This window comes from Streptomyces sp. NPDC050085 (assembly GCF_044460595.1).
GTDB lineage: Bacteria > Actinomycetota > Actinomycetes > Streptomycetales > Streptomycetaceae > Streptomyces.
The window spans coordinates 26,463-40,955 of the sequence record NZ_JBITJZ010000024.1; the positions used below are offsets into that span (position 1 = coordinate 26,463).

General features: G+C 72.5%; 12 protein-coding genes. 4 read left to right on the forward strand and 8 right to left on the reverse strand.

The features are described from left to right. Window positions 1–175: 175 nt before the first annotated feature. A complete protein-coding gene (locus ACIBUY_RS41030) occupies window positions 176–1,396 on the reverse strand; it encodes an Ig-like domain-containing protein (RefSeq protein WP_399155403.1) in 1,221 nt (406 codons plus the stop codon). 160 nt (window positions 1,397–1,556) lie between these two features. Between ACIBUY_RS41030 and glgX the strand changes: the two genes are divergently transcribed. Beyond that, window positions 1,557–3,854 (forward strand): glycogen debranching protein GlgX, encoded by a 2,298-nt coding sequence (gene glgX / locus ACIBUY_RS41035; protein ID WP_399155404.1) that lies wholly within the window; start codon window positions 1,557–1,559, stop codon window positions 3,852–3,854. A 115-nt stretch (window positions 3,855–3,969) separates the two neighbouring features. Here glgX and ACIBUY_RS41040 read toward each other — a convergent pair whose 3' ends face one another. Both ACIBUY_RS41040 and ACIBUY_RS41045 read right to left on the reverse strand, forming a co-directional pair. Then, a complete protein-coding gene (locus ACIBUY_RS41040) occupies window positions 3,970–4,401 on the reverse strand; it encodes a VOC family protein (protein WP_365570487.1) in 432 nt (143 codons plus the stop codon). Next, window positions 4,398–5,270 (reverse strand): helix-turn-helix domain-containing protein, encoded by an 873-nt coding sequence (locus ACIBUY_RS41045; protein ID WP_365570490.1) that lies wholly within the window; start codon window positions 5,268–5,270, stop codon window positions 4,398–4,400. Before ACIBUY_RS41045 ends, ACIBUY_RS41040 begins: the two co-directional genes overlap by 4 nt. A 110-nt stretch (window positions 5,271–5,380) precedes the next feature. On the opposite strand from ACIBUY_RS41045, the gene ACIBUY_RS41050 reads away from it, so the two are divergent. Continuing rightward, on the forward strand, window positions 5,381–6,478 hold the full coding sequence (locus ACIBUY_RS41050; protein WP_365570493.1) for an HAD family hydrolase: 1,098 nt from the start codon (window positions 5,381–5,383) through the stop codon (window positions 6,476–6,478). Between the two features lie 6 nt (window positions 6,479–6,484). Here ACIBUY_RS41050 and ACIBUY_RS41055 read toward each other — a convergent pair whose 3' ends face one another. The 4 genes from ACIBUY_RS41055 to ACIBUY_RS41070 are packed head-to-tail and all read right to left on the reverse strand — an operon-like array spanning window position 6,485 to window position 10,143. Beyond that, complete coding sequence (locus ACIBUY_RS41055; RefSeq protein WP_365570495.1) at window positions 6,485–7,126, reverse strand: response regulator transcription factor; 642 nt, start codon at window positions 7,124–7,126, stop codon at window positions 6,485–6,487. Next, the gene (locus ACIBUY_RS41060) at window positions 7,116–8,381 is read right to left on the reverse strand and encodes an ATP-binding protein (protein ID WP_365570498.1); all 1,266 of its coding nucleotides are present in this window, start codon (window positions 8,379–8,381) and stop codon (window positions 7,116–7,118) included. Before ACIBUY_RS41060 ends, ACIBUY_RS41055 begins: the two co-directional genes overlap by 11 nt. A gap of 44 nt (window positions 8,382–8,425) precedes the next feature. Continuing rightward, window positions 8,426–9,211: an ABC transporter permease gene (locus ACIBUY_RS41065; RefSeq protein ID WP_365570501.1), complete on the reverse strand. Its 786-nt coding sequence runs from the start codon at window positions 9,209–9,211 to the stop codon at window positions 8,426–8,428. Next, window positions 9,208–10,143 (reverse strand): ABC transporter ATP-binding protein, encoded by a 936-nt coding sequence (locus tag ACIBUY_RS41070; RefSeq protein WP_365570504.1) that lies wholly within the window; start codon window positions 10,141–10,143, stop codon window positions 9,208–9,210. Before ACIBUY_RS41070 ends, ACIBUY_RS41065 begins: the two co-directional genes overlap by 4 nt. A 165-nt stretch (window positions 10,144–10,308) precedes the next feature. Here ACIBUY_RS41070 and ACIBUY_RS41075 point away from each other — a divergent pair, with 165 nt between their 5' ends. Both ACIBUY_RS41075 and ACIBUY_RS41080 read left to right on the forward strand, forming a co-directional pair. Beyond that, window positions 10,309–12,177 (forward strand): ABC transporter ATP-binding protein, encoded by a 1,869-nt coding sequence (locus ACIBUY_RS41075; protein WP_365570507.1) that lies wholly within the window; start codon window positions 10,309–10,311, stop codon window positions 12,175–12,177. Further along, window positions 12,174–14,087 carry an ABC transporter ATP-binding protein gene (locus ACIBUY_RS41080; protein WP_399155405.1) on the forward strand — a complete coding sequence of 638 codons (1,914 nt, stop codon included), beginning with the start codon at window positions 12,174–12,176 and terminating at the stop codon, window positions 14,085–14,087. The genes ACIBUY_RS41075 and ACIBUY_RS41080 overlap by 4 nt, the downstream gene beginning before the upstream one ends. Here ACIBUY_RS41080 and ACIBUY_RS41085 read toward each other — a convergent pair. Then, window positions 14,023–14,358 (reverse strand): AsnC family transcriptional regulator, encoded by a 336-nt coding sequence (locus tag ACIBUY_RS41085; RefSeq protein ID WP_399155406.1) that lies wholly within the window; start codon window positions 14,356–14,358, stop codon window positions 14,023–14,025. The two genes, ACIBUY_RS41080 and ACIBUY_RS41085, sit on opposite strands and share 65 nt — an antisense overlap. Between the last annotated feature and the right edge of the window lie 135 nt (window positions 14,359–14,493).

Below are 14,493 nucleotides of genomic sequence, written 5' to 3' on the forward strand. Positions count from 1 at the left end.
ATGTTCTTCTCCCCTCGCACGGCCCCGGTCAGGGCCCGCACCCCCGCGCGCCCCGCGCGCACTGGCGAAAGATAACCACACGACCTGCGGAAACGGATCCCCGCTTATGTCACTGTTTGGTCCCAACGCCCCACCCCCCTGGGGTTTCCCCGCCTGCGACGGAGCCGGAACGGGGCTACGGCGTCTCGGCCGCGCCCTCCTTCCAAGCCTTCCAGTCCATGTTCCAGCCTCCGAGCCCGTTGTCAGGAGCCACTTTCTTGTCAGCGCTGCCCCGCACCTCGACGACGTCCCCGATGAGCGTGCGGTCGAAGAACCAGCCGGCCGGGGTGAGCGAACTGCCGCCCTTCACGTCGCGCAGACCGACGCAGCCGTGGCTCACGTTCGTGGACCCGAAGGCACTGCCCGACCAGTAGTTGCCGTGCAGGAACGTGCCGGAGTCGGTGAGCCGGATCGCGTGCGGCACGTCCGGGATGTCGTACTCGCCGCCGAAGCCGACGGTGCGGCTGTTCATCCGGGTCACGTCGAGCATCTCGGTGACGACCATCTTCCCGTTGTACGTCGTCGAGCGCGGCGCCCCGGCCGTGATCGGCAGGGTGTCCACCAACTCGCCGTCCCTGCGCACCTCCATGGTGTGCTCCGCCGCGTCGACCACGCTGACCTGGCTGCGGCCGACGGTGAAGGAGAACGTCTTGTACTGCAGCCCGTAGACGCCGGGGGCGGCCTCCACGTCGCGCAGCTTCAGGGCGACGGTCACCTTCGTGCCGGGCTTCCAGTACTTCTCGGGCCGGATGTCCAGACGGCTCTTGCCGAACCAGTGCGGGGCCACCTCGACGGGCGGCTGCGCGGTGACCTCGACGGCGCGCTCGACGGCGGCGCGGTTCTCGATGTCCCGGTTGAACTCCAGCTTCACGATCATGCCGGTGCCGACCGTGGCCCGGTTCTCCGGCGTCACGTAGCCGATGAACCGCTCGTCGGGCACGTACGTCGTGAAGGTGGTGTGACGGGCCATCCGGCGGCCGTGGCCGTCGACGGCAACCGCGTCGACCGTGTACTTCGCGGCGAGCGTCAGCCGGTCCGCGCCAGGGCCCGTGGGGCGCCAGAGCGTCCCGTCGTCCTCGAGCCGCCCGGGGACCGGCTCCTCCTGCGCGTCCTGGATCCGCACGACCTTGACGGACTCCAACCGCCCGTCGGGCACCTCGACTTGGAGCTTCCCCTCCGCCCGCACGTCCTTGCTCGCGTCGTCCGGTGTGACCCGGATCTGGTCCTCGGGCGAGCGTGGCTTGCCGAACACCCCGCCCGAGTCGCATCCGGCGAGCCCGCCGACCAGTCCTGCCCATGTCAGTACGGCGGCCAGTGTCGCCCCTGCGCGCCGCGCGCGCCTCACAGCTGTTCTCACGTCAGGGAAACGACGCCGCCCCCTCTGGGGAAACGTGAGTGCGACCCAAGCTCTGGGCAGAACAGTGAGGAGGGGACGGGGCAGGCCCCGGGGGACAGGGCGGCAGGGACGCCGTCGCCCCCGGCGCCCAGCCGGTCGTGGAGCCGCGGGAGGCTGACAGGTGTCGAGCGCACCCGAGCAGGAGGCCGTGCAGGCCGGCCAGGAGACGCGCGCCCCGGGCCGGACGGGGAACGGGCACGGGAGGCCGCCCGTCCGCCTGCCGGTGCCGTACGTCCAGGAACACGGGCCCGTCGCGCGGGCGGAGCCCCTGTGGCCCGGCGCGCCCATGCCGCTCGGTGCCCGGTTCCGGGTCGGCCCGGACGGGGTCGCGGGCACGAACTTCGCGCTGTGGGCGGGTGGCGCCGAGTCCGTCGAGCTGTGCCTGTTCGACGAGGAGGGGCGTGAACGGCGGGCGCCGCTCGCCGAGTTGACCCATGAGATCTGGCACGGCTTCGCGCCTGGCGTACTGCCCGGGCAGCGCTACGGCTTCAGGGTGCACGGCCGCTGGGACCCGTGGACGGGCGCCCGCTGGAACCCGGCGAAGCTGCTGCTCGACCCGTACGCGCGGGCGGTGGACGGGGAGTTCCGGCTGCCTCCGGAGGTCTACGGCCACGTACGGGACTGGCCGGAGCAGCACGTGGCCGACACCGTGCGCGACGACCGGGACTCGGCGCCGTACGTCCCGAAGGGCGTCGTGGTCCACGACGACGCACCCGACGACGAGTGGGTCGACGACCGGCGGCCGAAGACGCCGTGGGCGGACTCCGTCATCTACGAGCTGCACGTACGCGGCTTCACCCGGCAACACCCGGGTATCCCCGAGGAGTTGAGGGGTACGTACGCGGGCCTGGCGCACCCGGCGGCGATCGAGCACCTGACGCGGCTCGGCGTGACCGCGGTCGAACTGCTCCCCGTGCACCAATTCGCCCACGAGGACCACCTGTTGCGGCGCGGCCTGCAGAACTACTGGGGCTACAACTCGATCGGCTACTTCGCGCCGCACGCGGGCTACGCGGCGTCCGGCACGGCCGGGCAGCAGGTCGGCGAGTTCAAGCGGATGGTGCGGGCGCTGCACGACGCGGGCATCGAGGTCATCCTCGACGTGGTCTACAACCACACGGCGGAGGCCGGGGAGTTGGGCCCGATGCTGTCCCTGAAGGGCATCGACAACCGGGGCTACTACCGGCTCCAGGACGACGCGCGCCGGTACGCCGACTACACCGGCTGCGGCAACACGCTGCACGTGGTCCAGCCCCACGTCCTGCGCCTGATCACCGACTCACTGCGGTACTGGGTGACGGAGATGGGCGTCGACGGCTTCCGCTTCGACCTGGCGGCGGCGCTCGCCCGCTCCATGCACGACGTCGACATGCTGTCGCCGTTCCTCGCCGTCATCGCGCAGGACCCGGTGCTGCGGCGCGTGAAGCTGATCGCGGAGCCGTGGGACGTGGGGTCGGGCGGCTATCAGGTGGGGGCCTTCCCGCCCCTGTGGACGGAGTGGAACGACCGGTACCGCAATGCCGTACGGGACTTCTGGCGGGGCGCGCTGCCGGACGTGCGGGACCTGGGCTACCGGCTCTCCGGCTCCAGCGACCTGTACGCGTGGGGCGGGCGGCGGCCGTACGCCTCGGTCAACTTCATCACCGCGCACGACGGCTTCACGCTGCGCGACCTGGTGAGTTACGAGCGCAAGCACAACGAGGCCAACGGGGAGGGCAACCGGGACGGGACGAACGACAACCGGTCGTGGAACTGCGGGACCGAGGGCGAGAGCGACGATGCCGCCGTACTCGCCCTGCGCAAGCGGCAGTTGAGGAACCTGCTCACGACGCTGCTGCTGTCGACGGGCGTGCCGATGCTGGTCGCGGGCGACGAGTTCGGGCGCACGCAGCGCGGCAACAACAACGCGTACTGCCAGGACAACGAGATCAGCTGGGTCGACTGGGGGCTGTTGGAGGACCCCGGGTGGCGGGCGCTCTTCGACCTCACGTCACGGCTGATCGCACTGCGCCACGCCCACCCCGTGCTGCGCCGCCGTGCGTTCTTCTCGGGCCGGGCGCACTCGGCCGACGGGCTGCGGGACCTGGCCTGGTTCACGGCGCGCGGCACGGAGATGACGGAGCGGGACTGGTACGCCCCGGCGGCGACCCTCGGGATGTATCTGTCGGGCCGCGACATCCCCGGCCGGGACGCGCGGGGTCTGCCGGTGGAGGACGACAGCTTCCTGGCGGTGCTGCACGCGGGTGACCGGGCCGAGTCGTTCGTGCTGCCGGGTGAGCCGTGGGCCCGGTCGTACGAGGTGGTCGTCGACACGGGTGAGGAGGAACAGGAGGTCGCGCCGCCGGGGGTGGTCCATGCGGCGGGCTCCGCGGTGGTGGTGGGGGCGCGATCGGTGCTGTTGCTTCGCGTGCGGGGATAGCTACGCGTCTGCCGGGTGCGCTTTCGTCGACGGCCGCGGCCCGGTGGGGGCTGGTCGCGCGGTTCCCACCGGACCGCACCCGGCGACCGGACCGGCGAAGCTACGGCGAGAGCCGTCAAGGACGCGGCTCGCCCCTGTACGTGCCGAAGGACCACTTGTTGCCCTCGGGGTCGAGGATCGCGAACTCGCGGCTGCCGTACGGCTGGTCCTCGATCTCGCGGAGGATCTTGACGTCCGCGGCGACGAGGCGGGCGTACAACTCGTCGACCCGGTCGGTGACGACGTACGCGCCGAACGTGCCGGGCCGCAGGCACCACGTCGCGGGGTCGGCGTCCGGGTCGTGGGAGCCGAGCATGATGCCGCCGCCCTCGGGCCAGTCGAGCTGGGCGTGGGCGACGCGGCCCGCGTCCTCGTAGACGGCGGTGCGCAGGAAGCCGACCGTGCCGACGAGGAAGTCGATCAGGGCGGGGGCGTCGTCCGCCTGGAGGGACGGCCAGACGGCGGGTTCGCGGAGGGTGTTCTCGCTGGTGTTCTCGTGGGTGTTCATGGTGGTGATTCTTCGCCGTTCAGGTGGCCCCCGGCTTGGATGTTCCGGCACTCCTCGGCGAGCCACCCGGTCGGGCTCAGGCCCGTGTACTGCTGGAACGCGCGGACCAGGTGGGAGTGGTCGCAGTAGCCGTGGTCCGTGGCGATCCGGGCGAGGTGGGGCGGGGCCCCGGAGGTGACCGCGCGGACCAGCGCCGCCTTCGCGTGCTGGAAGCGCATCAGGTGCGCGGCCTGCATCGGGCTCAGGCCCGTCTCCGCGCGGAACAGGGTCGTCAGGCGGCGTTCGCTCAGTGCCACGTGCGCCGCGAGGCCCGGCAGGGAGCCCGCGCCGCGGTGCCGGGCCAGCCACGTCCAGGCCTCGGCGACCTCGGGACGTACGCCCGCGTAGGGATCGTCCACGTTCCGCAGGAGGTACCCGGACAGGCGGGTGAAGCGGGACTGCCAGTCGGCCGACTCGGCCAGTTCTTCGCGCAGGCGCGCCGCCTGCCGGCCCAGGACGGCCGTGCCGTCCGTGACCAGCTCGTCGCTCAGGGCCGCCGCGGGGACGCCGAGGACCGCACGGGCCGCCAACGGGTGCACGGCCAGCTGGACGCCCGCCTCGCGCTCGGGCTGCACGATGAAGGCGGGGCTGCGGTGCAGGCCGCCCACGACCACGTCGGTGCGCTGCGCGTCCGGGCCCTGCGCCTGCTCGGGGGTGGCGCCGCTGACGACCGGGCCGTCGAGGGTGAAGATCACCGTGAGGTACGGGGAGGGCAGGCCGCGGTGGAGCGCGGGCCGCTGCCCCTGCGAGCGGTAGCCGACCGCGGAGACGACGGGGCTGCCGGGGCGCGGCGTCGCGTGCACGAACTCGTACGAGCTGATGCTGCCCATGCCTCCAGTATGCAAAGGCGGACCTACCCGCGCGCGGGTGTCGCATGCCGGTCACCCGCGGTGAGTTCGATCATGGTGCGGGGCGCGAGCGCCCCCTAGCCTTGCGCGCCGTGACCCTCCTGAAGAAGAAGCCCCTCCTCGCCGGTGCCGTGGGCGCCGCCGCCCTCGCCACGCTCGCCACCACCGTGCTCTGGCCGCGCGCCGAGGCGACCGCGGCCGACGACCGGGGCGCGGGCGCACGCGCCGTGACCGCGGAGCTTGCGCACTGGCCGAAGGCGCAGGCCCGGCAGCTCGCCCGGGTCGTCACGGAGCACGAACACCGCGGCAACTACGCGGTGTTCGACGCGGACAACACCACGTACCGCAACGATCTGGAGGAGTCCCTGCTGCCGTTCATGGAGCAGAAGGGCGTCCTCACGCGGGAGACGATGGACCCGTCGCTGACGGTCGTGCCGTTCAAGGACACCGCGGACCACAAGGAGACCCTGACCGAGTACTACGCCCGGCTGTGCGAGATCGACGACCAGGTCTGCTATCCGTGGGCCGCGCAGATCTTCTCCGGCTTCACCCTGAAGCAACTCAAGGTCTACGTGGATGAGTTGATGGCCCACAAGGGGTCGCTGCCCGGTGGTGCCGAGCCGCCGCGGGTGTCGCCCGGGATGCAGGAGCTCTACCACGTGCTCGCCCGGCACGGGATCCGCGTGTACGTCATCAGCGCCGCGAGCGAGGACCTCGTACGGATGGTGCTCGCCGATCCGCGCTACGGGTACGACGTGCGGCCCGAGAACGTCATCGGCGTGGACGCCCTGCTCGAGGACCGCGCCACCGGCGACGTGACCAGCTCGCGCAAGGAGATCGCCGCCGGGACGTACGACCAGAAGGCTCTGGCGGGGCGGGAGTTGACGCCGACCCTGTGGGCGCCGCTGACCTGGTACGAGGGCAAGCCCGCGGCCATCAGCACGTACGTCGACGCCTGGAAGAAGCCGGTCATCGGCGCCGGGGACACGCCCAAGAGCGACGGGCCGATGCTCTTCCGGTCGGTGGACGTGGCGCGCGGCGGGGTGCGCGTGTGGGTCAACCGCAAGGACGGCTACATGAAGGAGATCGACCGGATGAAGGCCGACGGGGTGCGGCGGCAGAAGGAGCTGGGGCAGAAGGTGACGGCGGACAAGCGGTGGGTGACGGTCACGCCCGACGAGCTGGGCTGAGCCCGGCTAGCCGAGGATCTTGCGGTCGTACGCCACCGCCACCGCCGCCGCGCGGTCCTTCACGCCCAACTTGCCGTAGATGTGCGTGAGATGGGTCTTGACGGTCGCCTCGCTGATGAACAGCTCGCGGGCGATCTCCTTGTTCGAGGTGCCCTTGGCGACCAGGACGAGGACCTCGCGTTCGCGGGACGAGAGCGTCTCGTCGGCCTGGGCGGGGGTGCGGACCGCCGTGACCAGGCGGGAGGCGACCGCCGGGGAGAGGACCGTGCGGCCTTCGGCGGCGGCGCGTACGGCCGTGAAGAGTTCCTCGCGCGGGGCGTCCTTGAGGAGGTAGCCCGTGGCGCCCGCCTCGATCGCGGGCAGCGTGTCGGAGTCCGTGTCGTAGGTGGTGAGGACGAGGACCCGGGCGCGGGCGCCGAGGCGGGACAGCTCCTTGATGGCGTCGACGCCGCCGCCGCCCGGCATGCGCAGGTCCATGAGGACGACGTCCGGGTCGAGTTCGGCGGTGCGGGTGACGGCCTCCACCCCGTTCGCCGCCTCGCCGAGGACCGTGAAGCCCGCGGCGGACTCGAACATGCCACGGACCCCGTCGCGTACGACGGGGTGGTCGTCGACGATGAGCAGGGTGATGGTCGCGTCACTTGTCATGGGGCACCAACGGTACGCGAGCCGAGATCGCCGTGCCGCCGCCCGGTTCGGACTCGACGGTGACGTCGCCCGCGAGCCGCTCGGCGCGGGCCCGCATGCCGTCCAGGCCGAAGCCGGCGGTGCCGGTGCGGGCGGGCAGGGCGATCGGGTCGAAGCCGCGGCCGTCGTCGCGGACGTCCAGGGTGACCTCGCCCGCCATGAACGAGAGGGTGACGCCGAGGCGGGTGGCGGCCGCGTGCCGGGCCGCGTTCGACAGGGCCTCCTCGGCGATGCGCAGCAGCGTGGCCTCGATCTCGTCGTGCAGGGGTTCCGCGGTGCCGGTGACCGTGAACTCGGCGCGGACGCCCGTGCGTACGGCCCAGTCCGCGACCGTCTTCTTCAGCGCCTCAGGGAGGGTCGCGTCGGCCAGGGCGGCCGGCGCGAGGTTGTGCACGGAGCGGCGGGCCTCGCCGAGGCTGTGCCGGGCCAGGTCGCTGGCGCGGTCGAGATGGGTGCGGGCGGTCTCCAGCGTGGGGGCGTTCGCCACGACTTGGAGCTGCGCGATGATGCCGGTCAGGCCCTGCGCGATCGTGTCGTGGATCTCCGCGGCGAGCCGGCGGCGCTCGTCGGCGACGCCCGCTTCCCTTGCCTGGAGGAGGAGTTGGGCGTGCAGCGCCGCGTTCTCGTCCAGGGCCGCCTGGAGCGCGGCGTTGGTCTCCTCCAGCTCCCGGATGGTCCGGATGCGTGCGCGGGCCTGCTCTGCCTCCTTCTCCTGGAGCTGTCCGGTGACGATCACGAAGACCAGGTTGGCGACGAGAAGCCCGCCGAAGACGGCCCAGCCGAGCGGCCCGTGGGGCGGCAGGCCGCCGGACTGGGAGCCCGCCACGACGACGACGGACGCGATCAGGCCGGGCCGCACCAGGCGGCGCGGCAGCATCCGGTCGGCGTCGAAGTACCCGGCGGCCGCGTAGAAGGCGAAGAACGGGTTGATCCAGGAGACGACGAAGGCGACCGCCCAGCGCGCCGCGTAGCACAGGACACCCGCGGTGGACGGCCCCGGCCGGGTGCGCTCCCGCAGGCTCCACCACAGCTGCAGGACGAGGGCGGTGGCGACGAGGCCCCCGGTGACGTACCACTCGCCGCGGCCCATGCCGACCACTTCGGACGTGGCGGCCACCAGGACGAAGCCGACGCCGAGCAGGACGTAGGGACCGTAGCGGTGGACGATGTCCCAGGGGTCCTCGGCGGCGGGGTCGGCTCCGGCTTCGGTGGTCATGGGGTCAGTCTGCCCGTCCGCCCCGCGGGCCGCGTCGGCCATGGTCACTCCCAGCGGAACCAGCGCGACGCGGCGCCGGTCAGCACCACGGCCCACAGGGCGAGCACGCCCAGGTGTGCCCAGGAGGGCCAGTCGCCGGCCGCTGCCTCGTTCATGGCCTGGGCGGCGGCGCCGAACGGGGTCAGCTCGACGACGGTGGCGAGCGCGTGCGGCATCGCCTGGACCGGGACCCACACCCCGGCGCAGAACATGCTCGGGAAGAACACGGCGGAGCCGATGGCGCTCGCAACCTTCTGGGTGCGGGCCCGGGCGGCGACGAGGGCGCCGAGCGACAGCGCGACGACGATCGCCAGGACCAGCGCGAGGAGGTAGCCGAAGGCCTGCTGCGGCAGCCGCACGTCGAAGGCGATGCGCCCGATGGCCAGGGACAGCAGCGAGGAGGCGAGGGCGGCGACCCCGTGGATGACCATCTGCGCGCCGAGCAGCGCGGGCGGCCGTACCGGCGTCGTCGACATCCGGCGCAGGATGCCGCGCTCCCGGTATCCGGCGATGACCGGCGCCATCGCCTGCAGGCCCGCCACGATCAGCGGCAGCAGCACGGTGACGGGCACGTAGGCGTCGATGAGGCGCAGCCCCGCGGGCCCGGAGCCGGCGTCGCGGAACGCCGGGATCGAGCCGAGGATGACGAGCAGCAGCGGCGGGAAGACCATGATCCCGAACAGGGCGCCCGGCTCCCGCAGGAAGAGGCGGACCTCGGTCCGCAGGACGGCCGAGTGGGTGGCGGGCAGCCGTACGGGACGTACGGGGGCGGGTGCGGTGGCAGTGCTCATGACGGGCCGGCTCCTGTCGTGGCGTGGGCGGTCAGGTCGAGGAAGGCGTCGTCCAACGTGGCGTCGGCGACCCGGAGTTGGTGGGCGGTGACGTGGTTGCGGGCGAGCAGCGAGATGACGGCGTTGACGGTCTCGTCGCTGCCGGTCAGCGTGGTCCTGCCGTCCTTGTGCTCGGTGGAGGAGAGCCCGGGCAGGGCCGCGAGCTCGCGCTCGTCGAGCGGCGCGGACGGCGTGAACGAGATGACGGTGGCGCCCGCGGCCTGCCGGATGAGCCCGGCCGGGGTGTCGAGGGCGGCGACCCGTCCCCGGTCGATGACGGCGATGCGGTCGCACAGCCGCTGCGCCTCTTCCATGAAGTGCGTGACGAGCAGCACGGTCACGCCGCTGTCCCGTACGTCCTCGATGAGCTGCCAGGTGTCGCGCCTGGCACGCGGGTCGAGCCCGGTGGTCAGCTCGTCGAGGACGACGACGCGCGGGTTGCCGACGAGGGCGAGCGCGATGAACAGGCGCTGCTTCTGGCCGCCGCTGAGCTTGGCGAAGCGGGTACCGAGCTTCTCCTCGAGCCGCAGCCGCTCCGCGAGCGGCCGCCAGTCGAGCGGGTCCGGGTAGAAGGACGAGTACAGCTCCAGGGCCTCGCGGACGGTCAACTTGGCCTGGATCTCGCTCTCCTGGAGCTGGGCGCCGAGGATCCGGGTGACCTGCTCGTGATCGCGTACGGGGTCGAGGCCCGCGACCCTGACCCCTCCGGCGTCGGGCACCCGCAGGCCCTCGACGCACTCCACGGTGGTGGTCTTCCCGGCCCCGTTCGGCCCGAGGATCCCGAAGATCTCCCCCTCGCCGACGGTGAAGGAGACGCCGTCGACGACCGGCCGCCCGGCGTACGTCTTGCGCAGCCCGGCGACCTCGATGAGCGGTGCACTGGTGGTGGTCATGGATCCAGATTCGCCGTACGGACCCCGGCCGGGCATCGCCCATCGCGCTCGAAGCGGCATCAACCGATCGGTTGATGGGGCACTACGACCCCGGGGCGCGCCGGGCTCGCGCGGCGTCCGAAACCCAGTGGGCGTTGTCAGTGCCGATCCGTACGCTCACTCCTGATGGCGACTACACATGCACCCACCACGGACCCCGATCAGGCCGAGCAACAGGAGGCGCCCGAGCGGCAGTCGGCCGCGCGGACGCTGCTGCGGCTGTGGCCGTACGTACGTCCGGTGCGGGCCCGCTGGGCGGGCGCGGCCGTGGTGGCGGTGGTCGCCTCGTGCCTCGCCCTGGTGTTCCCGCTGGTCCTGAAGTGGATCGTGGACGGGCCCGTCACGGACCAGGACCCGGGCGGCGTGTGGCTCGGCGCCGGGGTGCTGCTCGCGCTCGGCGTCATGGAGGCGCTGCTGTTCGGGCTGCGGCGCTGGCTCGTGGCCCGGCCGCTCGCGGGCGTCGAGGCGGCGATGCGGGCCGATCTGTACCGGCATCTGCAGCGGCTTCCGGTCGCCTTCCACGACCGGTGGGCGTCGGGCCAGCTGCTGTCGCGCGCGACGACGGACCTGATGGTGGTCCGGATGTTCCTGGCCTTCCCGCTCACGTTCCTGATCGTGAACGGGGTGACGATCACGGCCGGTCTGACCGTGCTCGTCGTGCAGGACTGGAGCCTCGGCCTGGTGCTGCTCGCCCCGGCCGTGCCGCTGATCGCGGTCTGCTACCGCTTCGAGCACGGGTACGCGGAGGCGTCCCGGCGCGCGCAGGACCAGGTCGGCGATCTGACCACGGTCGTCGAGGAGTCGGTGCTCGGCATCCGCATCATCAAGGGGTTCGGACGGCATCGCAGTCAGGCCCGCGCGTTCCGTGACCTGTCGCGCACGCTGCGCGGCACGGAGCTGGTCAAGGCGCGGCTGCTCGCGGGCATCCTCGCGGTGATCACGCTGCTGCCGGAGGTGGCGCTCGGCGCGGCCCTGGTCATCGGCACGGTCCAGGTCGCGGACGGCGACCTGTCGGCGGGCACCCTGGTCGCGTTCCTGTCGACGGCCCTCGCCCTGCGCTGGCCCATCGAGTCGATCGGCTTCCTGCTGGCGATGAGCCAGGAGGCGGCGACGGCGACGCGGCGGTTCTTCGAGGTGATGGACGCCGAGGAGGAGGACCCGGGGGTGCGGCCTTCGGCGGGTGAAGGCGGCGGCGACGGGATGCGGTTCGAGGGGGTCGCGTTCCGCTACCCGGACGCGGCCGACGACTCGGTGCCCACCCTGGCCCGTATCGATCTGCACATACGCTCCGGCGAGACCATGGCCCTGGTCGGCGCGACCGGCAGCGGCAAGACCACGCTGACGGCGCTGGTGCCGCGCCTGTACGACGTGACGGCGGGCCGCATCACGCTCGACGGGCGGGACGTCACGGCGATGGAGCGCGAGGAGCTGCGCGCCCTGGTGTCGATGGCGTTCGAGGAGCCGACCTTGTTCTCGGCGACGGTCGAGGAGAACGTGCTGATGGGCGCGCCCGACGCGGACTGCGCCCAGGTGGAGCGGGCGCTCGACGTCGCGCAGGCCGACTTCGTGCGGCGGCTGCCGGACGGCCTCGGCACGGAGGTCGGCGAGCAGGGCCTGAGCCTGTCGGGCGGCCAGCGCCAGCGGCTCGCCCTGGCGCGCTCGGTCGTGGGCGAGCCGCGCTTCCTGGTCCTGGACGACCCGCTGTCCGCGCTCGACGTGCACACGGAGGCGGCGGTGGAGGCGGCCCTGCGCCGCGTCCTGGCCGACAGCACGGCGCTGGTGGTCGCGCACCGCCCGTCGACCGTGCTGCTCGCGGACCGGGTCGCGCTCCTGTCCGAGGGGCGCATCGCGGCGGTGGGCACGCACCACGAACTGCTGCGGACGAACGCGGAGTACCGGCATCTGATGTCGGGCGACACTGAAGACGCGCAGGACACGGCGGACGGCACAGGAGACGGCACGACCGACGGCACGGGGGAGACGGCGCAGGCATGACGACCACGGATCAGACCCAGACGGATCAGACCCAGACGGACCAGACGCAGACGAAGCAGCCGCCGCAGGCACAGGCGGCACCCGACCCGGCGGAAGAGGTCCAACTCCCCTCCCCCGGCGACCCGTTCGACCAGGACGACCTGCCCACGTCCAAGGGCGCGACGGGCACGCTGCTGCGCTCACTGCTGGCCCCGCACCGCCGCATGGCCGTCTTCACCGTCGTCGCGCTGCTGCTGCAGCAGGCGGCGGTGCAGTCCGGGCCGCTCATCGTCGCGTACGCCATCGACAGCGCGGTGCCCGCGTTCCGCGACCACTCCTACGGGCCGCTGGTCGCGGTCGGCGCCGGGTTCCTGATCACCGCCTGCGCCTCGGCGGCCTTCCAGTACCTGTACATCCAGTGCGCCGCCCGCGTCAGCCAGGACGTGCTGCTCGATCTGCGCGGCCGGATCTTCCGGCACGCGCAGGCGCTGAGCGTCGACTTCCACGACCGGTACACGTCGGGCCGGGTCATCTCCCGGGCCACGACGGACGTGGAGTCGCTGCGCGAGCTGCTCAGCGAGGGCCTGCAGGAACTGGTCAACGTCGTCCTCGCCTCGGTCTACATCACCGCGATGCTGCTCTGGCTCGACCTCGGCATCGGCGCGGTCGCGGCGCTCTCCTTCGCCCCGCTGTACGTCCTGATCCGGCAGTACCGGCGGCGGGCCGCGCGGGCGTACGGGGTGCGGTCGTCGGCGATCGCGGCGGTCATCGTCAAGTTCGTCGAGACGATGAACGGGATCCGGCCGGTGCGCGCGTTCCGCCGCGAACAGGCCAACGACGACGACTTCGCCGTACTGAACCGCCGGCACGAACGGTCCAACGGGGACGCCCTGTTGGAGATGGCCCGCTATGTGGTCGGCTCCCGGCTCACCGCGAACACGGCGGTCGCGGGCATGGTCCTGTGGGGTGCCTACCGGGTCGCGGGCGGCACCCTCGAGCTCGGTGTGCTGGCCGCGGCAATCCTGTTCATCCGGCGCCTGTACGACCCGATCGACCGGCTCGCGATGTTCCTCAACTCGTACGAGTCGGCGGCCGCGTCCCTGAAGAAGATCGCGGGCCTGCTGGAGCAGACCCCGACGGTCCCCGAGCCGGCGTCGCCGCGCCGGCTTCCCGAGCGCGACGGCGAACACCCGGGCAGGGACGTCGAGTTCGCGTCGGTCTCCTTCGGCTACCGCACGGGCGGCGAGGTGCTGCCGCGCTTCGACCTGCGTCTTCCGGCGGGCCAGACGGTGGCCGTCGTCGGCTCCACGGGCGCGGGCAAGTCGACCCTCGCGAAACTCCTCGCGCGTTTCTACGACCCCTCGCACGGCGCGGTGCTGCTCGACGGCGTCGATCTGCGCGAGCTGTCCAACGCGGAGCTGCGGCGCGGGGTGGTGATGGTGACGCAGGAAGCGTTCCTGTTCTCCGGGACGGTCGCGGAGAACATCGCGATCGGCCGCCCGGAGGCCACCCGCGAGGAGATCGAGCACGCCGCGAAGGCGATCGGCGCGCACGACTTCATCACCGCGCTGCCCGACGGCTACGACACGGACGTGCGCAAGCGGGGCGGCCGGATCTCGGCGGGCCAGCGCCAACTGGTCGCCTTCGCCCGGGCGTTGCTGGCCGACCCCGCGGTGCTGATCCTCGACGAGGCGACCAGCTCCCTCGACATCCCCGGCGAGCGGGCGGTGCAGCGGGCGATGCTCACGGTGCTGCGCGGCCGCACGGCCGTGGTGATCGCGCACCGCCTGTCGACGGTGGAGATCGCGGACCGGGTCCTGGTGATGGAGCACGGCCGGGTGGTGGAGGACGGCACCCCGGCCGAACTCATCGCGGGGACGGGCTCGTTCTCCGAGCTGCACCGGGCGTGGCGGGAGAGCGTGGTGGGGTGAGCACGATCGTGTCGAGCTTGCCGCGCAGCACGCGGATCCGCAGGAACAGGGCCCCGGCGGAGCCGCCGCCGCGCGGGCGTGCGACCGGTGAGACCACCACGCGCACGGTGCCGTCGACGCCGAGCGCGTGCAGCCGTCGCCGCACGGTGGCGGGCGCGATCCCCAGCACACCGGCGGCCCGCTCCGCGGTGACCCGCCCGTCGCACTGCAGCGCGGCCACCAACCGCTGATCCGTGGGACTCAGTACGGAATCCGCCAATTCACGGGCCATGAAGGCAAGTTACGCCTGGGACCAGAGGGTCGCGGCCCGGATCGCCCTCCGACTCGGCACGTACCGCCCGGGCCGCCACGCTCCGAGCGGCCCACCGGGCACCGAACTCGCAGGTGCTCCGCCTGCCGGGCAACC